This is a genomic window from Peribacillus frigoritolerans, assembly GCF_040250305.1.
Classification (GTDB): Bacteria; Bacillota; Bacilli; order Bacillales; family DSM-1321; genus Peribacillus.
Genome location: NZ_CP158190.1, coordinates 2782843 through 2802557, shown reverse-complemented (window position 1 = coordinate 2802557; position 19715 = coordinate 2782843). Strand labels below are relative to the sequence as shown.

Annotated in this window: 19 protein-coding genes and 1 pseudogene; 15 read left to right on the top strand and 5 right to left on the bottom strand. The window is 38.1% G+C overall.

Annotation, left to right across the window (positions count from 1 at the left end; translation table 11 throughout):
• Positions 1-8 precede the first annotated feature (8 nt).
• The 6 genes from ABOA58_RS13790 to ABOA58_RS13765 all read left to right on the top strand — a co-directional run bounded on the left by ABOA58_RS13790 (position 9) and on the right by ABOA58_RS13765 (position 6507).
• Positions 9-788: an enoyl-CoA hydratase/isomerase family protein gene (locus tag ABOA58_RS13790; protein ID WP_350298838.1), complete on the top strand. Its 780-nt coding sequence runs from the start codon at positions 9-11 to the stop codon at positions 786-788.
• A gap of 62 nt (positions 789-850) precedes the next feature.
• A complete protein-coding gene (locus tag ABOA58_RS13785) occupies positions 851-1603 on the top strand; it encodes an SDR family NAD(P)-dependent oxidoreductase (protein WP_350298837.1) in 753 nt (250 codons plus the stop codon).
• Between the two features lie 356 nt (positions 1604-1959).
• Positions 1960-4047, top strand: coding sequence for a heterodisulfide reductase-related iron-sulfur binding cluster (locus tag ABOA58_RS13780; RefSeq protein WP_350298836.1), 2088 nt, complete (start codon positions 1960-1962; stop codon positions 4045-4047).
• A 216-nt stretch (positions 4048-4263) separates the two neighbouring features.
• Positions 4264-4791: an acyl-CoA thioesterase gene (locus ABOA58_RS13775; protein ID WP_350302756.1), complete on the top strand. Its 528-nt coding sequence runs from the start codon at positions 4264-4266 to the stop codon at positions 4789-4791.
• 242 nt (positions 4792-5033) lie between these two features.
• A complete protein-coding gene (locus ABOA58_RS13770; protein ID WP_350302755.1) occupies positions 5034-5306 on the top strand; it encodes a solute carrier family 23 protein in 273 nt (90 codons plus the stop codon).
• 628 nt (positions 5307-5934) lie between these two features.
• Positions 5935-6507 (top strand): site-specific integrase, encoded by a 573-nt coding sequence (locus tag ABOA58_RS13765; protein WP_194719377.1) that lies wholly within the window; start codon positions 5935-5937, stop codon positions 6505-6507.
• Between the two features lie 592 nt (positions 6508-7099).
• On the opposite strand, the gene ABOA58_RS13760 is transcribed toward ABOA58_RS13765, so the two are convergent.
• Both ABOA58_RS13760 and ABOA58_RS13755 read right to left on the bottom strand, forming a co-directional pair.
• Positions 7100-7810 (bottom strand): diphthine--ammonia ligase, encoded by a 711-nt coding sequence (locus ABOA58_RS13760; RefSeq protein ID WP_350302754.1) that lies wholly within the window; start codon positions 7808-7810, stop codon positions 7100-7102.
• Between the two features lie 323 nt (positions 7811-8133).
• Complete coding sequence (locus ABOA58_RS13755; protein ID WP_260357710.1) at positions 8134-8529, bottom strand: GyrI-like domain-containing protein; 396 nt, start codon at positions 8527-8529, stop codon at positions 8134-8136.
• Positions 8530-8818: 289 nt separating this feature from the next.
• Between ABOA58_RS13755 and ABOA58_RS13750 the strand changes: the two genes are divergently transcribed.
• The 6 genes from ABOA58_RS13750 to ABOA58_RS13725 all read left to right on the top strand — a co-directional run bounded on the left by ABOA58_RS13750 (position 8819) and on the right by ABOA58_RS13725 (position 13344).
• A complete protein-coding gene (locus tag ABOA58_RS13750; protein ID WP_350302753.1) occupies positions 8819-9493 on the top strand; it encodes a GntR family transcriptional regulator in 675 nt (224 codons plus the stop codon).
• A gap of 14 nt (positions 9494-9507) precedes the next feature.
• Positions 9508-10725: an L-2-hydroxyglutarate oxidase gene (gene lhgO / locus ABOA58_RS13745; protein ID WP_350302752.1), complete on the top strand. Its 1218-nt coding sequence runs from the start codon at positions 9508-9510 to the stop codon at positions 10723-10725.
• Between the two features lie 29 nt (positions 10726-10754).
• The gene (locus tag ABOA58_RS13740) at positions 10755-11096 is read left to right on the top strand and encodes a DUF3870 domain-containing protein (RefSeq protein WP_251438000.1); all 342 of its coding nucleotides are present in this window, start codon (positions 10755-10757) and stop codon (positions 11094-11096) included.
• A gap of 328 nt (positions 11097-11424) precedes the next feature.
• Positions 11425-12363, top strand: coding sequence for a glutarate dioxygenase GlaH (gene glaH, locus ABOA58_RS13735; RefSeq protein ID WP_350302751.1), 939 nt, complete (start codon positions 11425-11427; stop codon positions 12361-12363).
• A gap of 221 nt (positions 12364-12584) precedes the next feature.
• A complete protein-coding gene (locus tag ABOA58_RS13730; RefSeq protein WP_350302750.1) occupies positions 12585-12773 on the top strand; it encodes a hypothetical protein in 189 nt (62 codons plus the stop codon).
• 445 nt (positions 12774-13218) lie between these two features.
• Positions 13219-13344 carry a hypothetical protein gene (locus ABOA58_RS13725; protein ID WP_350302749.1) on the top strand — a complete coding sequence of 42 codons (126 nt, stop codon included), beginning with the start codon at positions 13219-13221 and terminating at the stop codon, positions 13342-13344.
• A gap of 364 nt (positions 13345-13708) precedes the next feature.
• On the opposite strand, the pseudogene ABOA58_RS13720 reads toward ABOA58_RS13725, so the two are convergent.
• Positions 13709-13976: pseudogene (locus ABOA58_RS13720) on the bottom strand (transposase); the annotation flags it as partial.
• Between the two features lie 396 nt (positions 13977-14372).
• Entirely contained in the window at positions 14373-15485 is a 1113-nt protein-coding gene (locus ABOA58_RS13715; protein WP_350302748.1) for an NAD(P)/FAD-dependent oxidoreductase, read from the bottom strand.
• Positions 15486-15658: 173 nt separating this feature from the next.
• On the opposite strand from ABOA58_RS13715, the gene ABOA58_RS13710 reads away from it, so the two are divergent.
• The 3 genes from ABOA58_RS13710 to ABOA58_RS13700 all read left to right on the top strand — a co-directional run bounded on the left by ABOA58_RS13710 (position 15659) and on the right by ABOA58_RS13700 (position 17652).
• Entirely contained in the window at positions 15659-16252 is a 594-nt protein-coding gene (locus ABOA58_RS13710) for a branched-chain amino acid aminotransferase (RefSeq protein ID WP_350302747.1), read from the top strand.
• Between the two features lie 239 nt (positions 16253-16491).
• Positions 16492-17430 (top strand): MBL fold metallo-hydrolase, encoded by a 939-nt coding sequence (locus ABOA58_RS13705; protein WP_350302746.1) that lies wholly within the window; start codon positions 16492-16494, stop codon positions 17428-17430.
• Between the two features lie 36 nt (positions 17431-17466).
• Positions 17467-17652 (top strand): hypothetical protein, encoded by a 186-nt coding sequence (locus ABOA58_RS13700; protein ID WP_350302745.1) that lies wholly within the window; start codon positions 17467-17469, stop codon positions 17650-17652.
• Here the strand turns inward: ABOA58_RS13700 and ABOA58_RS13695 are convergent.
• Positions 17642-19249: an FMN-binding glutamate synthase family protein gene (locus ABOA58_RS13695; RefSeq protein WP_350302744.1), complete on the bottom strand. Its 1608-nt coding sequence runs from the start codon at positions 19247-19249 to the stop codon at positions 17642-17644. The two genes, ABOA58_RS13700 and ABOA58_RS13695, sit on opposite strands and share 11 nt — an antisense overlap.
• Positions 19250-19715: the final 466 nt, after the last annotated feature.

Below are 19715 nucleotides of genomic sequence, written 5' to 3'. Positions count from 1 at the left end.
AGTTATAAGTGAACTATCAAAATATTGTGCTTGAAAGAGTTGACCGGATAGGTTTTATCACCATTAACCGTCCTGAAGTGCGAAATGCGTTAAATGATTTAACTGTATCCGAAATCCTGTCAGCATTTGAAGAATTAGAAAATGATCAAGATATTGGCGTAATTGTATTTACAGGTGCAGGGGAGAAGTCATTTGCCGCAGGAGCGGATATTAATCAGGTAACAAACAGGAACTCTCTTGATGCATTTGCTGCTAAAAATATGTCTGATGTGTATCGCTGTATAGAAAAAAGTAAGAAAGCAACTATTGCAGCCATTAATGGATTTGCACTTGGAGGTGGGTGTGAGCTGGCCATGTCGTGTGATATACGAATGGCTTCTGAAAATGCTAAAATCGGGCTCCCTGAATTAAATTTGTCGGTTATTCCCGGCGCTGGTGGAACGCAGCGATTAGCGCGAATCATCGGTAAAGGCAGAGCCATGAATATGATATTAAGTGGGGATCTCATGACAGCGAAAGAGGCGAAAGAGATCGGTTTAGTGTCATCTGTCGTTCCTTTAGAGAATTTACGGACTGCTGTACAAGAAAAGGCTGAAAAAATATTAGCTAAAGGACCATTATCCGTACAAATGGCAAAGCTAGTAGTCAATCGTGGATTTGATGTGGATATGGATACGGGATTGCTGATTGAAAGCTTGGCACAAGCTGTTTTATATGGAACGAGTGACAAGAGGGAAGGAACACAGGCTTTTCTCGAAAAAAGAGAAGCATCGTTTACAGGAAGTTAATAATTTAATCAAATTGCATGATGATTATTCTGAATTTTCTGTATTTACATGGAGGTAACTAGATGGATATCGGTTTCAAAGGAAAAAACATCCTAATTACAGGCGCCGCAAAAGGAATCGGAAGAGGAATAGCATTAGCTGCTGCTGCTGAAGGAGCAAATATTGGATTGCACTATCGTGAATCTGAAGAGGCGGCATTACAAGTTGCAAAGGAAATTAGTGATTATGGTGTGAAAGTGGCCCTTATTAAAGGAGATATTGCAAGATTGAAAGATGTCAAGCAGATGAAAGAAACACTTGATCACGAACTAGGAAGCGTAAATTTTATTGTAAACAATGCTGGCTGGGCACAAGTGAAATCGTTCTTTAAATATGAACCGGAAGAATGGATACGGGAAGTAGATATTTGTTTTTACGGGGTGTTAAATCTCGTTCATACATTTATGCCTGAAATGATAGGCAAGAATCAAGGTAAGTTTATCAATATCGTAGGTGATTCAGCAAGGACTGGTGATCGGAATTTAATTGTTTCAGCCGCTGCTAGGAGTGGGGCGATCAGTTTTTTAAAGTCATTGGCTATTGATGTTGGTAGAAATAATGTGCAATGTAACACAGTGTCGTTAGGATTAATTGACCAAGGAGAATTAGGCTTTAGTGAAGTAGAACTTGAAAAGGTTATAAAGCAATATCCTTTAAATAGAATTGGTAAAGCGGATGATGTGAAGGGAATGGTTTTATTTCTATTATCTGATTCAGCAGATTGGATTACCGGACAAGTGATTTCGATAAACGGTGGGCATAGTATGTTAGGATAAGGACTTACAACACTACCTATAAAGCAAAAAACTATTGATATAATATAAACCTTTACTAGTAATGACAGGTTAATAGAATACGTTTTTAATAACAGGAGGAAGGGCATGTGTATTTTCGTCATTATGATACGAACTTTTGATACAGAGGACTAAATTACGATAAGTTTCGAGGTTGTGCCAATGCTAACAAAAAAGCATGATTGATGCGGGAGTCTAGAGTTTAAATGGGAGGAATCTACTTTTATGTTCTCCCATTTATTTAAAAGTTTTCAAAATAATTGAAAATAATATTATCGATATTTTTGGTCCCATCAAAAGGAAACTAATTAAGAAACAACCATGAGGGGATGAAAAGGATGTTATCATTGCTGAATTTACTTGCTTTTCTAGCCTTGGCTGGATATGCAGTATATTTGTTTGTCAATCTTGTATACACCCGGTATTTGTTTATAAAGCTTGGCAAAAAAGCTGAGTTTGAACTAAACCTTAAAGAACGAATCAATCTGCTATTAATCAACGGCTTCGGCCAGTCAAAATTATTCAAAGACAAGAAAAGCGGTATGATGCATTTAGTATTATTTTATGGCTTTTTTATCATCCAAATAGGACTTATAGAACTAATCATAAAGGGATTTATTAAAAGTTATGAATTTCCCTTAGGTGAAGCGCATAAATATTTCATTCTTCTACAGGAATGGGCTACGTTCCTCATGATGTTGGCAGTAGTATATGCATTTTACCGTCGTTATATTGAAAAACTTAAGCGGTTGCAATGGAAGCGTGATGGGAAATCGGCCTTCGTCATTATCGCCTTATTCATTCTAACTTTGTCGATCCTGCTTACATTGGGATTTGAAGCGATTATGCTAAGTCATGAACCAGATCTCATATATGCTCCATTCTCTGGTGCCATTGCGTTGATGTTTTCCGGCATCGGAACAACGGCAGGAACTGTGTTGTACTACGTATTTTGGTGGGTTCATATGTTGACGGTATTCTCCTTTCTGGTGTTTGTACCACAGTCAAAGCAATTTCATGAGTTATTTGCCATGGTTAATATCTTCTTTAAGAAAAGTGGCCCTGTTGGAAAATTGAGGAAAATCGATTTTGAGGATGAAACAGCTGAAGAATTCGGTGTCGGGAAAATTGAGGATTTTACCCAACATCAGTTGATTGATCTTTACGCATGTGTAGAATGCGGACGATGCACAAATATGTGCCCTGCTTCAGGAACTGGAAAAATGTTATCCCCGATGGATCTCATTGTCAAGATGAGAAAACATTTGACAGAAAAAGGAGAAGCGGTAACCTCCAGACAGCCGTGGGCGCCTTCCTTTGTTATAAAAAATACTAAGGACAATCAATTAGCGCTAGCGGGGGCAGGTTCCAAAGAAGTAGCAGCAACAATCGAAAAAGTTAGTTTAATAGGGGATGTCGTGACAGAAGAAGAAATTTGGGCGTGTACGACTTGCCGTAACTGTGAGGATCAATGTCCTGTAATGAATGAGCATGTTGACAAAATCATCGACTTACGCCGTTACCTTGTCCTAACAGAAGGAAAAATAAATCCGGATGCCCAACGTGCGATGACGAATATTGAACGTCAAGGAAATCCATGGGGGATGAATCGTAAGGAACGGGCGAATTGGCGTGATGAATTAGAGAAAATCACGATTCCAACAGCAAAAGAACTGAAAAAAGCGGGAGAAGAATTTGATTTTCTTTTCTTTGTCGGGTCCATGGGTTCTTATGATAACCGCAGTCAAAAAATCACAAAATCCTTCACGCGCTTAATGCATCATGCGGGAGTGAAGATGGCGATACTAGGGAATGAAGAAAAGAACTCTGGTGATACACCTCGACGTCTTGGAAATGAGTTTTTATTCCAAGAACTAGTGAATGCTAATATTGAAGTCTTTAAAAAGTATGATGTGAAGAAAATTGTCACAATAGATCCCCATGCGTATAACACACTAAACAATGAATACCCTGAATTTGGTTTAGAAGCAAAAGTTTATCATCATACGGAATTGCTTGCAACATTAATAAAAGAAGGAAAGTTAACACCAAAGAATACTGTGAATGAAGTCATTACTTACCATGATTCCTGCTATTTAGGACGCTACAATGATGGGTATGATGCTCCTCGTGACATTTTAAAAGCTATTCCAGGTGTTTTGGTTGTAGAACCTGAGCGGAAACGTGAAACAGCTATGTGTTGCGGTGCTGGAGGAGGTCTAATGTGGATGGAGGAAGATACAGGAATCCGTATCAATGTTTCAAGAACCGAACAGCTTCTAAAAACAAATCCAACCATCATCAGTACAGGTTGTCCATACTGCTTAACGATGATCAGCGATGGGACAAAGACAAAGGAAGTGGAGGAAAAAGTACAAACGTTGGATGTCGTAGAAATATTAGAGAAATCGATAATTCGGCAATAGAATGAGATTCTAATAGTTTAGTATGAAGGAAACGGGGACGAAACTACATTAATTAAACCGTCTTGTTGAAAGCTAATTTACTCTTAAACATAGATTTAAGAGCTTCGCTCACCACGTCCTTTTGAATGGGTTTGTCCTATTAACTTCGAGTTCCTTCATATTAACTTGTAGCCTACAACCGTTATATCAGATTTGTAAAGATAGAAGGAGGTAACCATGAAAGCAAAATATTGTAGAGAATCAAGAGTTGTTCGAACAAGTCGCGTATTTCAAAATGATGTAAATAGTCATAATACATTATTTGGTGGTCGATTAATGAGCGATATAGATCAAGTTGCTTCCATTACCGCATTACGACATAGCCGCACAGATTGTGTAACTGCCTCAACAGATTCGGTAGACTTTTTATATCCAATCCGAACAACAGATGCAGTCTGTTTTGAATCGTATGTAACATGGGCAGGTACATCATCAATTGAAGTGTTTGTTAAAGTTATTGCCGAAGATTTAAAAAGTGGTGAGCGTAAAATGGCAGCGACTGCGCTTTTAACTTTTGTTGCATTAGATAAAGAACAATGTCCAACTCGTGTTCCAGAAGTCATTCCTGAAACGGATGAAGAGAAAAAATTAAATGAAACTGCACCAGAGCGAGCTAGAATGCGTAAAGAAAGGAAATCAAAAAGTAAAGAATTATCCGTGTTTTATACAACAACTATCCCTGGGATTGATAAGGTATACAGTTAATATAGGTTTTGCTAGATAATAATTTTAAATAAAAGAAAAATCCAACTGCCTGGCCGGGACTTGCCATTGGAAAACTATATATGTGGTTACTGATAAATAAAGAGAGAAGCCCTGCATATTAGGGATTAATATATAGCCATAAATGGTGACTACAAAACAAAGGATATTTAATATTAAGATGCTCAAGGTTTGTGCAGCAAGCAAACCACTTCTCACGAAAAAGCTTAAATAAACGAACATAAATGAGAAACAAGGGGAAAATGGTTTCGTCTATTGGCTTTTTGGAAAGTACAAAAATTATAGATCGAGTAGTTTTTAATATCAGTGAAGCGCTACTTACTTTACTCGGACTTGTGCCTGTGTTAGGAGGCTTATTTTCGACAATTCCTGTTAGTATAGGAAGTGATGTCGTATTTATGGGCAATTTACAATTATCCGGAAACGCTCTGCGTAATATTCAAAGTATTCAATATAACTTAAAGAATTGCCCTCCAAATTTTTTGGGGTATCTGTAGTGTTCAATACGTTTCCTATGTATTATTGGTCCCCTTATAAGTAATGGTCTGTTAATAAGTTTACTTATAGCTCTGGCTCTTTAATATTTTGTGGATTTTTCAAAATATGAATTGTTGGAATCAAGGTACTAGCTGCATTCAATAATAATAAAAGCCGATGATTCCTTAACACAGGGAATATCGGCTTTTTTAAATTGAAATAACTCTTCGTGTATGTTTTCCGTATTTCATATGACCCCTCAATAAATGGGACATGCAAACATTATAAATAATGAGATAAATATAGAGAATATTCATATGCCATGTTTTCGTAAAAAAGTAGAAAAGACAAAAATACGAGCTTCATATTTGGCTTTTAAAGAGGTTATTTTAAATTACTAGAGTAATTGGTCTGGATTGCGTTAAAACGTCTCAATTGAACCTTTAGGAAGGTCATTTGATGTTGGTATATTTTTGTATTAGCATGACTAATGCTAACGGAATATTCTGAATGTAACAAAGGACCTCTATTGATACATTCGAAAACGCATTAAATCAAGGTTTATAAGCGTATCAAATTTTTTAAAACTTGCCTTTTTTTAAGCTGTTCACGTACAATGAAAGAAGGGGAAAGGGGAATGAGCCATTCATGCAAGCAACCTCTCAAAGAATTAAAAATGTCCAACCGATACGCAGGTTGGATCACATAGAAAAGATGAAAAAATCACTATTAAAATATTGCAGCTACAGGGATTATATGATGTTTTCGATCGGAATAAACATCGGCTTACGTATAGGGGATCTTTTACAATTGCGAGTGAAAGACATTCTTGAGGGTACGCATATTGTCATTGTGGAGCAAAAAACTGATAAAATTAAGCGGTTCCTTGTCAATCCTCAACTTCGGAAGGAAGTTAGGAAGTATGTCCGCAAATCGAACCTGAAAAATGAACAGTATTTATTTCCAAGTCGAAAAGGTAATGGTCCAATCACTAGGGTACAGGCCTATCGGGTTCTGAACAAAGCGGCTGAAATGGCAGACATTCCAGATGTCGGTACACATACCCTTCGAAAAACCTTCGGCTATTTGCATTACCAAAAATTCAAGGATATCGCTTTACTGCAGCAAATCCTTAATCATTCCAATCCAAAAGATACGATGATTTACATAGGACTCACACAAGATTTAATGGACGAAACATTAATGGATTTCTATTATTAACTGAACGGACGAAGACAACTCCTGTTACTCAGTATTTTATAGGGCTATAACAATCCTTCAATTGGGAGTTATTTCAGAGTAAACATTATTTCGATATATCTGAATGGGTAGATAAAACTAGTATCATTGGTGTGGAGAGGTGAAAGGGCTTTCGGAATGGGATACGCGCCTTTTGCTAGGAATATCGACTTCACTGAGGATTTTTGAAAATTATAAGAGTTTTGGCCGGGTAATGGACAGTGTTTTAAATCAACCGTATGACTTCTCAAAAAAGACTAGAATATATAGTCTTTTTTTCTTGATAACACCGTACTGATTTTTAAAAAGAAACACTCGATTTAGTATATTAGAAACATTTATTTTTCTAAAATTCTGTTGTTTTCCTGTTTAACAAATAATGAAACAGAAAGGTATCAGTAACGAATTGTTGCTGCAAAATGACGTTACTATAATAATGTTATGTCAACTATTACTCGATATTATGCTCCTGTCAAAGGACTCATCAAATGAACTGCACCTCAATCGTTAGAGAAAATCTCATAATTGGGGTGCAGCACAGGGTGGTTGCCAGGAATATTGGTTATTAGTTCGGTTATAAGGTACTTATATTCTTCATTTTATCCAGCTCCAAAGGTAAAAAAGCATATTCTCCGTCCTTAATAATCTCACATTTACGAACGTGGATTGGCTGTTTAAAAATAGGCCCATCAATTACTGTCGTATGGAACTCTCCGCCTTCTCCGCAGGGGTCAATGCCGCGAGCTTCAAGTTCCTTCACGTATTCATGGGTTAACGTTCGCCCTAAATCATCCTCTGTCATTCCCAATGATAAATTAACGGTTACGATGATCGTTACAAATCCTAGATTCATGAACTCTTCGACAGCTTCACGATGATTCATTTCCCATAAAGGCATTCCAAGCTTCAACCCGGCATTCTTCGTAACCTTATCATGCCAACAGCCATGGGCAGGCATATCCAAGTCTCCTGTTACTAGAACTTCTGCTCCTTGATTTTTAGCATTTTCCAAAAGGCGCATAAATACTTCTTCATAATCAGTCCAACTGGCAGCTGCAGTATATACAGGCAATCCTATTGATTCAGCTTGGGCATGTATGAGTTCCGGAGGCATTCCATGGGATCTGGAACGTTTTCCTTCTTCCTCCAGCATGACGATCAGTCCTACAGCTTCTCCAATGTTCATTGCTTTATAAAGGGCTAAGACACTATCCTTTCCTCCGCTAAAAGAAGCTATGAACTTATGACCGCGAGCACTATTTTTCCAATCGATTAATTCTGCCATTCATATTTTCCCCTTTATTCTAATGACTTTTTGCCAATTTCCTATTTTATAGATGAATTATGATAACTATATTTGTTTGATTTTATCACGGTTGAAGCCTTCAGATAAGATATTAATGCATCCTGATACAAAAAACTTGATTTAAAGGGAAGTTCTTCCTGAAAAAACTACTCTATAATGAACTGAACAATATAAGGTGATTAATCCCTAGGTTACAAAGCTGAAATAAAAAGGCATGAGTCTCGGTGGGGGACCGATTCATGCCCTTAAGGCTAGCTAAATTGAATAGCCATTATGGATTTATTTCACATAGTAGCTTCTTTTTATAAAACCGCAATATGTATTTCCACTTTTCCATCAGGATAATATTTTTCAAAATCCAGGCTATATTTCCTGTTCATTTTTTTCTCTTCCTCCAGCTGCCATATCTTTTTCCAGGTTTCACCTATGGAATGTTCATCTTGTAAACACTCAAACACCGCGTATTCTTGATCTGGAATGACAAAATTTTCATTCGATACGGGGGTTTCGGTGGCTATAGCTAATGTATAATCTCCACGATAGTTACTTTCGTACTGATGGTATATCCCATATTTCATATCATTTTCAATATTATAATCATTTGTTTTGCTCCAAAGGGATCCGATTTTCTCGAAAAGATTTTTATCGGTGAAATTATTAGTCCTTATTTCGCCAATCATGTAGACTTCTTTACTCATTAACTAGCAACCCCTTATTTAAATAAATTTGGATACCACAATAATGATATCATAATGATGAATTTTTTTGGAAAGTTTTGGCGTTAGTTCCTGGTTTGGATTTGTGAATTGAAGTTAAATATAAATGGAGGAACCAATTTATATCCAGATGTGAATTAGTTGTTTACCCTATTTATTGTATCCAGTGTTATTTAAATTGGATACAATATATTCAATTTTTAGTATTGTAATCGCTTTATATAGTTGATATAGTTAAAATTGTATCCAATATCGAAAGGTGGACGCTGAATTGGATAATGCTAATTCTAAAAGAGATAAATCAACTATCGTTAAGAACGTAACGAAAAGTCTTAGGAAGGCGATTTTGAATGGGACGTTGAAAAAGGGGGAGCGACTCATCCAAGAGGAGTGGGCCGATCGCCTGGAAGTAAGCAGGATGCCGATTCGTGAAGCCCTTACACAGCTTCAATTGGAAGGGTTGGTGGAAATGGTTCCTCATAAAGGAGCAATCGTCACACCGATTACCCGGGATGATATTGAAGAAATTTATCATACCAGGTCTCTGCTTGAAGGCCTTGCAGTAGAAAAATCGCTTCCTTATTTAACAAAGGAGGACAAAGAAAAATTAAAGGGTATTTTGATTGAAATGGAAGGGATTCAGTTATCTGACGAAACCAATGAGCATTATATCCTTTTGAATGCGGCTTTTCATGAAACCCTCCGAAAAGGGTGCCCATGGCCAAGGGTTCAAAAAATGGTTGAAACGTTGGGTATCTCACCCATTGCGCCGAATTTGCTGATTGATTATTACCCAGAAACGCAACGGGAACACCGGATGATTTATGAAGCGGCACTAAGAGGGGATCCTGCAGAACTAAGGGCTGCAGTAGAATTTCACATCTTGCGGACTAAAAACAATTTAATTACGTATATGGAGTTGCTGAATACTAAAAATCATCAATAAAAGGAGTGTTAATTGTGTATGATTTCGCAATTGTTGGCGGGGGAATTGTAGGTTTATCGACGGGAATGGCACTTTATCAGCGTTTTCCTAATGCTAAAGTGGTAGTCATTGAAAAAGAGGCTGTTGTTGCAGATCATCAAACGGGGCATAACAGCGGCGTCATCCATTCAGGAATTTATTATAAACCAGGGAGCTTCAAAGCACGGTTTGCCCGTCAAGGAAGCAAATCTATGAAGGAATTCTGCCAGATGCATGGAATTGAACATGATATTTGCGGAAAGGTCATCGTTGCAACAAAACCAGAAGAGTTGCCCCTTCTAGATGATTTATATTCACGCGGTTTGCAAAATGAACTAGCTATCCAAAGAATCGGTGTGGATGAATTAAAGGAAATCGAACCACATGTTAATGGACTTGGTGCGATTCGCGTCCCGCAAGCCGGCATCGTCAATTATCGTCAGGTAAGTGAAAAGATGGCGGATATCATCCGAGGCAACGGCGGTGAAATCAAGCTGAATACAAAGGTGGAGAAGATTGACGAAGATTTTGATGAAGTCATCATCGACACGAACAACGGGACAATAAAGGCAAGAGTGGTCATTAATTGCGCTGGATTGCACAGTGACCGTATCGCAGCAGCTGCGGGGTATAAAACTGATATGAAAATTGTCCCGTTTCGCGGTGAATATTTTAAATTGAAGCCCGAAAAGCGCTTTCTTGTCAATCATTTAATTTATCCGGTACCTAACCCGAAATTTCCATTTTTAGGAGTTCATTTCACACGGATGATTAGCGGCGAAGTAGATGCCGGCCCAAATGCTGTACTAAGTTTCAAACGGGAAGGTTATAAAAAAACTGACTTCAATGCGAAGGATTTAACTGAAGTTTTAAGCTATAAAGGTTTTTGGAAACTGGCCAGTAAATTCATGAAGGAAGGGATGGATGAATATGTTCGTTCTTTTAGTAAAAAGCAATTTACGAAAAGCCTGCAGGAATTGATCCCGGAAATTCAAGAAGATGATTTAATCCCTGCACCTGCCGGAGTCCGGGCACAGGCGTTACAGGATGATGGTAATATGGTGGATGATTTTCATATTATAATAGGGAAACGGACCATTCATGTTTGTAATGCACCGTCACCTGCAGCAACAGCCTCCATTGAAATTGGAAAAGAGATTGTTAACCGCATACCGGAACAATCGCACTTATTGGAAGCTGTTTTGACAAAATAAAATTCGTTATAGAGAGAGGTAGAAGCATAATGTTCAATGGTAAAACTATTTTCATTGCAGGTCATGCACGTTTGCCTCAAGGGATGGCAGCGAAAAGTGTCTTTGAAACATTGACCATCACCGCGGAAGTCGATGCTAAATATGGGGTTGTACTGGAAGCCTCCTGTACACTGGCAACAGAGCATGGCCGGGAATTCATTGGGCGTTTATTAAAAGGAATCAGTTTAAATGATGGTGTTGATGATGCGATAGAATCCATTCAATCTTATTATCGGGGGAAAGCGGCCAATGCGTTGATTGCTGCCTTGAAGGACCTGGATCTTCATTTTCAGCAAATTAAAGCAGGAGAAAAAACGAAACTACCAAGTTAGGAATATGATTTATCAGAATAATTTGTAAAAAGTGTTGACAATTTTACGAAAAAACGTTTTAATTTAATTAAGCCAATATTATGACATTAACACCTTTTGGAAAATACCTTTTCAGAATCGTGTAAAGATCTTAATGATTGGAAACAGGAAAAATAAATCATACATAAACTGCATATTCGCTGTGACTCTATTTGCATAGAGCAGTGAAGTGAATATAAGCCAGTTGTACAGTTGGATTCCTATTTTATTTAGGGATCATGTGCGACTGGCTTTTTATATTTCCCGTTAACTTTGTCACCTATAATACAAATAACAGGAGGAATTATTCATGAGCATTGCAGAAAAAAAGAGAGCGAAGTTTGAAAGGAAAACAGAAAAATACGAGGTGAAAGTTCACCCTCAATCCAGCCGTTTATATCATATTGAAATTTCAAAAGAGGCAATTGCCGCTTTTTTAGAAACGGTATCGAAGGATAATCAGTCTGTTCAGCATTTGGAATATACACCATATGCCCGACTCATCATTGCATCATATCTATTGGATCAAGTGGGGGAAGACTTTGGAGAAGTGCTTCGGAACATTGTTCATGATCGGGAATCCGGAGGCTTCACCCTTGGCTTGGAGGGTGTCACGGAGAATACAGATGAATATGTCATTTTTGCAACGGCCATTTCATACTTGCTCGGAACTCCGAACCATGATGCCATGTCAGGAAAATATTATGCCCGCTTTAGTGTTCAAGACACGGATAGCAGTGATTCATATTTGCGTCAAGCTTATCGTTTATTTACACTTCATACGGACGGCACCTTTGTAGATGAACCAACGGACTGGTTACTGATGATGAAGATGATCGAACAAAACGCCCGCGGTGGAGAATCACGTTTATTGCACTTAGACGATTGGAAAGAGCTTGATAAGTATGTAAATCATTCATTATCAAGCCACAAATTCACGTATAAGGCACCGAAAAGCAAGAACATTGATCAGGAAATTGAAAGATTGACATTCTTCAATCATAATAACAAACCTGGTATATGTTTTATCGACCAATTTGTTTATCCTGAATCAATTGAACAAGCCAAATACTTACGCGATTTATCCAATTCATTAGAGAACGATGAAAGTGTACTAGAACTGGAACTGCCAGTTGGAGATTTAGTTGTCGTCAACAATATATTTTGGCTTCACGGCCGCGCTGCATTTGAAAAAGATCCGAACCTGAATCGTGAATTACTTCGCCAGCGAGGGAGATTCAATCAATAGTTGCATTTTGTAAACCCAAATTTTTTCATCCCCAATTACCATTTTTAAGATAAATTCTTTTCAACCCAAGGGTTGGAAAGCAATTTATCTTTTTTTTGAGAGGGTTCAGTTTTACTAATGGATTCAACAAGATTATTAATGTCCCAATGTTCGGGGCAATTCTAAATTTCTGATATACTGATATGACCAAAATAAATAGAAGAAAGAGGGGATAGTATTTTATGGGGATTGCTAATTTTTCTAATTTTACGCGATTTAAGAATCTAAATAATGCTTTACCTGCTGCCTATACAGATGAAATGATACAGAGCGAACAATTTTTGCTTGAAAGAGATGAAAAGAAAAAGCTCGAAATCTATTACGCACCTTTTGAATATGTAAATGAACGGGCCAAAGTGGTGATTGTCTGAATCAGTCCTGGATTACATAAAATGAAAAAATCTTATTCTACCGTAATTAATGCAAAAAGGCACATACATAGTGATGAAGAGATCCTGCACGAAGTAAAAAAGAATTCCAGTTTTGAAGGAACGATGAGAAACAATTTAATTCAATGTTGGATGAGCTTGGATTACACACATACTTAAACATATCGTCCGCACTGGATCTTTTTAACGAAGCAAGTCACCTCGTTCATACTACCTCTGTTTTAACCTATCCAGTTTTTTATAACGGGAAAAACTACAATGGAACAACTCCGAACATATTAAAGACCGAGTTGCTTAAAAAAATATAATGGGTGGCTTTGCTGCCGAAATAGGTACGATCGAAAGCCCACTTATTATTCCTTTAGACGCTAATGTATCCAAGGTCTTAAACTATTTAGCATGTCAGAATTATTTGGATGCTAACAACATGCTTCTAGGATTTCCTCATCCATCTGGAGGAAATGGTCATCGTCATAAGCAATTTGCAGCAAATAAAGAGCAAATGAAAATGATGTTTCAGCACTATTTTTCAAAGGAAATGACCGTTGGTTAAAGGACAGTGCTCAAAAAAACTTATATAGATATTAAAGGATAGGAAACATTTGATTAATAATTCTATTATTCATCTTTCGTGTTAAAAGTAAAATAAACTATTTACTAGTGATATTTTGGAGATTATAATAAGAACAAATGTTCTTTATTATAGGAGGCATTAACATGGATGAACTAGAGGAATTTTTAAAATCACTCACTATTGAAGAGTTAAAAGTTATTTATGAAGAAGTAAGTGAAGCTGATATTAATAAATAGATGAAATAAATTGAAATTGAAGATTCTTATTTTTTCATTTCAAAGAACAGCATGATTTTTTCCGAACGTGGAGTAGGAGGTACTTTATCATGAAAACCATAGCCTTAGAACCAACGGTAAGCCATATTTGTTTCAGCTTCTTCAATCGTTTTACGCATGGAACGAATACAGAAGGTAAATTGAACGATGTCAGTTTAACTAAAATAACTGAATCAATACTTGAGCGTCCTACCTCTGTACATATCTTTCACTAAGTCATAAAGTGAACTCAATGGAAGCCTCCATTTTACGAACCAAATGGTTCGCCGGCACCAGTTGATCTAAAGTAATCATTTCAAGTTGATCTCGCTGAATAGAATCATGTTTAGAAAGCATCTTCATCACCTCATGTTTTAATACTTCTATTTTAAAACAAAAATGACCCTAGGCAAAAGTGTTCTATCTAAGAGTTAAAGCAAAGTTGATTGGAACGGAAGGTACGAGACTCCTGCGGGAAAAGCGCGTCTAGGGGAGACCCCGCAGGCGAAAGCCGAGGAGGCTCCCCGACCGCCCGCGGAAAGCGAGTGCCTGGAGTGTAAATCAACGTCCAAATTGTACAAGTCATAAAAAATAGATAAACTCGATTTTCCTCGAGTTTGTCTACAGTCTGAATCAAGGACCCATTAAAGGTCCTTGATTTTTTTTATGAAAAGGACCATTGGAAAAAAAACTGAACTGATCATTCTTGATCAGTCGAGTTCATACAGCAAGTTAATTAAAGGGAAGCTAAATTTATAGCGCACCTCTGACATCATAATTTTCTATATCGATTTCGATTTTTCTATCAAGTGCGAGATTTGCCAATAGTGAGCCTATATAGGGGCCCATTGTTAAACCTGAAGCTCCAAGACCATTGGCTACGATTATTCCTTCCCAGTCAGGCAAAGGACCCATGACCGGAAGGAATCCCGGCGTGAATGGACGAAATCCGACCCTTGCTTCAACAAACGTACTATCTGTCAAACCGGGAGCGGTTTGCAAGGCCTTATCGAAAACCTCCTGGAGTCCTCCTGCGGTCATTCGGGTATCGAAAACTTCCGTATTTTCGTGAGTCGCCCCAGCAACGATTTTATTATTATCGAAAGCCAAAAGATATTGATCACTGGGAGGCATGACTACAGGCCAGTCAGTTGTATTGTCATTTGGCGTTTCCAGATGAATGATTTGAGCTTTTTGGAAGGTGACTTGAAAATTCACGCCGAGTGGCTTCAGTAATTGCGGTGCCCAAGCGCCAGCACAAACAATCACTTTATCGGCAGATATGAATTCATCTCCAAGTGTTACACCTGTCACTTGTGCACCGTTATATGTAAGTATGGCCTCACCATACATAAGTTTTGCACCGTTTTTTTGTGATGCCCGCAATAAGGAATCACGTAGTGCGCGTCCATCGACCCGCGCTGCACCACTCACGTGAACGGCTGCATATTCACTGGAAAGAGGCGGGAATAAGGCACGTGTTTCCTCTGCGGAAAGTATTGTGATCGTCCCTATCTCCGGTGCTTCTTCTTTCCGTTTTGCCGCCCGGTTCTTCATGGCATTCAGTTTATCTTCATCGGTATGTAAGCTTATGGCCCCGACCTGGGCATACCCAGTCTCGGTTTCCCCGTCCCGTTCAAGTTCTTCAATTAAACCCGGATAAAAAGCCGCACCATTTTTGGCAAGGAGATACCAAGCTTGGTTGCGTCTTTGCGAAATCCACGGGCAAACGATTCCTGCAGCTGCAGATGTTGCCTGACCGATATCTTGTCGGTCAATAATGATCACTTCAACACCAGTTTTAGCCAACTGATAGGCAGTGGAAGCTCCCAAAATTCCTGCACCAACTACAATGATTTTTTGCATGATTCAACATCTCATTTCTCTCATATGTATAAACGCTTACCACTACTATATCGAAGACACGAAATGATTGCCACAACTGATATTGTAATTTCTTTCACAAAGTTATTTTATCTATAGTGAATATGCTATGATTGATATTGCGAAAGCTTGAAAAGATACTAGGAGGACATATCATGCTAAAAAAACAAATAGAATCATACATATCAAAATCCGTAATCGAAAACAAGGTTGAGTTGTTTAAAGAAGAAAAGAATTATGTCGAAATGCATAAATTAATCGCCGATGATATCATTATAGTGGAAAAAGAAAATGCATCCCGTTTTACAGATGCTTATATGGAGCGTAGTAACAAAGAGAGCGAAGAATTAATCTCTGAAGAGAACTCTGCATTTTTATCACAACCGATCGAGTATTTGAAAAATAACAAAGATGAGTTCCTTTACTTTGAATCAAAATGGTTCGAATTAATCGGTGTTGAGGCACTTTCTTTAGAAGTCGATGATGTTTTTGGTACGTATAACGCGATGTTCGGATTGAAATTCCAGAAAAAAATGGGAGAAGTTTTAAAAACGTATTTAACTAAGGAACTTCAAGCGGAAATTGGTTCGTTCAGTTTAATGTTTAACCAGGGCGACGGGCTATGGGATGTGAATTTAGCCTTGGATAACGTAAAAGGATTCCGAGAAGACATGACATTAGAGGAAGCTTTTGATTTAATCTATCATTTTCTTTTTATCCTTGTTCAAAGAATCGAGGAAAATATGTAAAACGAGGTGCCGCCATAAATATTAATGGCGGTTTTTTTATTTCTTGATTTAACCAATGCCCCTAGGCTTTGCTTCTGGATTTTAATCGATGCTTCTGGATATTGATAAAAGGAACTTGAAAGAATTCGTCGAATTGATTAATGATATACATTTATTTAATAAACTTAAATGTTTTGTTTTTAGCAATTTCGATTTTTTGTTTTATGTAAATGAAGTTACATCGGAAGGGGAAGTTATACTTGCTGAATGAACTGAAAGTTACTCAAGTTACCATTCCATTGCCTTTTAGGTTGGACCATGTCCATAGTTTCCTAGCGGAAGGTGAAAAAGGGTGGACAATCATTGATGCGGGATTAAATAACAAAACGACAAGGGATTTATGGAACCCAATTATCGAAAAACACGATATTACCGATATTATCATCACCCATTATCACCCAGATCATTTCGGGTATGCAGGGACATTACAACAATTAACCGATGCGGATGTTTGGATGACACAAGTGGATGAACATGCGGGAACTACGTATTGGGAAGCGGATTCGCTGAATCTGCTTAAAGAAAATTATAAAGCATGTGGTATGGAAGACGATTTATCCGTGGCCTTATCCAGTGACGAAAGCGGATTCATGCCACAAGTAAAACCCTATCCTGCCGTAAATCATCATCTTGAAGAAGGAATGAAACTGCATTTTGGCAAATATGAGTATGAAGTGATCTTCACGCCGGGACATTCTGATGGCCTGATTACTTTATACAATAAGGAAGAAAGTGTCCTTTTTTCTACAGATCATATATTGCCCAGGATATCTCCAAATATTTCTTATTGGTTTAAAGGTTTCAGCAACCCATTGGAAGAGTTTTTTAATTCTTTGAAAAAAATACAAAAGCTGGACGTTGAATATGTCATCCCTTCACATGGGAAACCGTTTCAAAATGCCAATAAAAGAATTGTTGAATTGTTGGATCACCATCAGGACCGGTTGCATGTTATTCATGAAAACATGAAAGAGCCGATTACAGTAAATAGTGCTTGCCAGATCTTATTTGGAAATCTGTCCATTCACGAGACCAGGTTTGCTGTTGGTGAAACATTGGCACACCTAGAATACCTTCTTTTAAATGACCAATGCAGAAAGTTTGAACGTGATGGCAAATGGTATTATCAATCCATTTGATATTTTGAATGCTAACGTATCGAAAGATTTTAGCTCATGTCGTCTAAAACGGCTTTTATTGCTGCAGCCTATGTTTATTATCACTATGGGGAGCTAATGGGAAGGGAAAAGTGGGAGGCAGGGGGATATTTCGATTACACGCCTGATACATTTTTGCATCCTATATTAAGAAAAAACCACCGCCCATCAAATAATCTGGGCGGTGGATTGTTCATTGCCTGACACCTATTTGTCCCTTAACTTCGTTCATAATATCTTCAAGGGATGTGACAATTCCTTTATCGTCCTTATAGCTAATGTGCTTAGGTTGAAAATGGATCGGCGAATCTAAACCAGCAGCGGCTGAGATTCTAAATAATCCTTTTCTAAGCGTAACAAGAAAGTTGACCACACGGTATTTCTTTTCATCAATGACAAGTGCCTTTTGCAATTCAGGATCAGTGGTTGCTACCCCGACAGGACAAGCATTGGATTGACATTTCATCGTCTGTATACATCCTATCGCAATCATGAAACCTCGAGCTATGTTAACAAGGTCGGCTCCCATGGCTAGAGCTATCGCTATTCTATCAGGCGTGAACAATTTACCGGAGGCAATGATTTTAACGCGATTGCGGACACCGTATTTTTCCAAAGTAGATACTAAAATCGGCAAAGCGGATTTTATCGGTAATCCTACGCTATCGATCAATTCCTGATAAGATGCACCAGTGCCGCCTTCACCGCCATCCAATGAAATGAAATCCGGACCTTTCCCGGTTTCTTTCATGTAGCTAGCAAGCTCTTCAACACTGTCATTGCCACCGATGACCATTTTGATGCCGACCGGGATACCTGTATGTTCCCTGATTTTTTCGATAAAATCGCACATGGATTTTACGTCATTGAATTGATGAAACCGATTCGGACTATCAATCGCTTTGAACGGTACGACCTTGCGGATATCAGCGATTTCCGGATTCACTTTTTCAGCATCGATATGCCCTCCGCGAGTTTTGGCACCTTGAGCCAATTTGATTTCAAATGCTTTGATTTCGGGTATTTCACTTTTTCTTTTTAACTCATCCCAATCCATTTCGCCGATACTATCACGAACCCCAAACATGGCTGGACCGATTTGCATGATTATATCCACACCGCCGATTAAATGATAAGGAGAAAGTCCGCCTTCCCCTGTATTCATCCATGTGCCTTTTGCTGCAGCCAATCCCTCAGAAAGGGCAGTGATTGCGTTCTTCCCTAAAGAACCATAACTCATGGCGGACATGCCGATAAGCCCTTTTAATCGAAAGGGATTCTTGGTGTTTGGGCCGATGATCACGGCATCTTCATCATCCAATAAGAACGCAGAGGATACTTCATCTCCCCATTTTTCCTCTCGCTGTGAGAAAAGTGGGTCTTTTAATAGAATGTATCTTTTAGTCGTCACTTTTGTTTCTCGATCGTATTTTTCTTCTTCGGCTAACTTTGGAAACATGCTGTTTTTAACAAAGAAGCCTTCTTCATCAAAATCCCGTTTTGAGCCAAAACCTATGACATCCCGTAAATATTTTGAACTTTTCACCATATGTTCATAGTCATCCCGGGAGAAGGGTTTTCCTTCGTTATCACTGTTAAACCAATATTGCCGCATTTCAGGCCCGATTTTTTCCAGAAAGTAACGAATTCTCCCAAGCACGGGGTAATTCCTTAAAATTGCATGATGCTTCTGCATTCGGTCAAAGAAAACCATATAAAGTAATAGGAAAACCAAGACAATTATAATGATGAAGATAACGGTAAATCCAAGGATAATTAAAAGATTTGCGATAGCACTCATTCAATCCCTCCTGGTTAAAAAAATCATGTATTGTTAATCTACTCGGTAACTCGATCAATTATACAGAATCCAATGCATGGTCTTAATAGGAATAGAACGTAAGCAGTCTTGTTCTCACAACATTTTTCAACTTCTCCTTTTCGATTGGCATATCCAACTTGGTTAACTGCAACGTTATGGATCATGCAGCAACGGTGATTAGTTGATTTTTATTGGATGTACACACCCCGATATTTAAGTTACTAAGGATAAATTGTTGCAGTTACTCGATCAACTTCACTCTTATTTAACCGATTTAATTTCATATCCGTCATTCCACTTGAGAGGGATGTCCTAATTTCATTCCAATCCGTTCAAGTCTCCCATCAATCGAATGCTCTTTTAGTAAGTCATCAACCAATAATTTTTAGTGTTTTTTTCATCGAGCTGTTTCGCAATAAAAACTTGATGAAGCATCATTTCACTA

Excerpts from the sequence above, each read along its gene's own strand:
- ABOA58_RS13785 (WP_350298837.1), top strand. The coding sequence starts at position 851 with ATGGATATCGGTTTCAAAGGAAAAAACATCCTAATTACAGGCGCCGCA.
- ABOA58_RS13775 (WP_350302756.1), top strand. The coding sequence starts at position 4,264 with ATGAAAGCAAAATATTGTAGAGAATCAAGAGTTGTTCGAACAAGTCGC.
- ABOA58_RS13715 (WP_350302748.1), bottom strand. The coding sequence starts at position 15,485 with ATGCAAAAAATCATTGTAGTTGGTGCAGGAATTTTGGGAGCTTCCACT.
- ABOA58_RS13755 (WP_260357710.1), bottom strand. The coding sequence starts at position 8,529 with ATGAGTAAAGAAGTCTACATGATTGGCGAAATAAGGACTAATAATTTC.
- ABOA58_RS13725 (WP_350302749.1), top strand. The coding sequence starts at position 13,219 with ATGCTTCTAGGATTTCCTCATCCATCTGGAGGAAATGGTCATCGTCAT.
- ABOA58_RS13780 (WP_350298836.1), top strand. The coding sequence starts at position 1,960 with ATGTTATCATTGCTGAATTTACTTGCTTTTCTAGCCTTGGCTGGATAT.
- ABOA58_RS13740 (WP_251438000.1), top strand. The coding sequence starts at position 10,755 with ATGTTCAATGGTAAAACTATTTTCATTGCAGGTCATGCACGTTTGCCT.
- ABOA58_RS13695 (WP_350302744.1), bottom strand. The coding sequence starts at position 19,249 with ATGAGTGCTATCGCAAATCTTTTAATTATCCTTGGATTTACCGTTATC.
- ABOA58_RS13765 (WP_194719377.1), top strand. The coding sequence starts at position 5,935 with ATGCAAGCAACCTCTCAAAGAATTAAAAATGTCCAACCGATACGCAGG.
- glaH (WP_350302751.1), top strand. The coding sequence starts at position 11,425 with ATGAGCATTGCAGAAAAAAAGAGAGCGAAGTTTGAAAGGAAAACAGAA.
- ABOA58_RS13760 (WP_350302754.1), bottom strand. The coding sequence starts at position 7,810 with ATGGCAGAATTAATCGATTGGAAAAATAGTGCTCGCGGTCATAAGTTC.
- ABOA58_RS13710 (WP_350302747.1), top strand. The coding sequence starts at position 15,659 with ATGCTAAAAAAACAAATAGAATCATACATATCAAAATCCGTAATCGAA.
- ABOA58_RS13730 (WP_350302750.1), top strand. The coding sequence starts at position 12,585 with ATGGGGATTGCTAATTTTTCTAATTTTACGCGATTTAAGAATCTAAAT.
- ABOA58_RS13700 (WP_350302745.1), top strand. The coding sequence starts at position 17,467 with ATGTCGTCTAAAACGGCTTTTATTGCTGCAGCCTATGTTTATTATCAC.
- ABOA58_RS13770 (WP_350302755.1), top strand. The coding sequence starts at position 5,034 with ATGAGAAACAAGGGGAAAATGGTTTCGTCTATTGGCTTTTTGGAAAGT.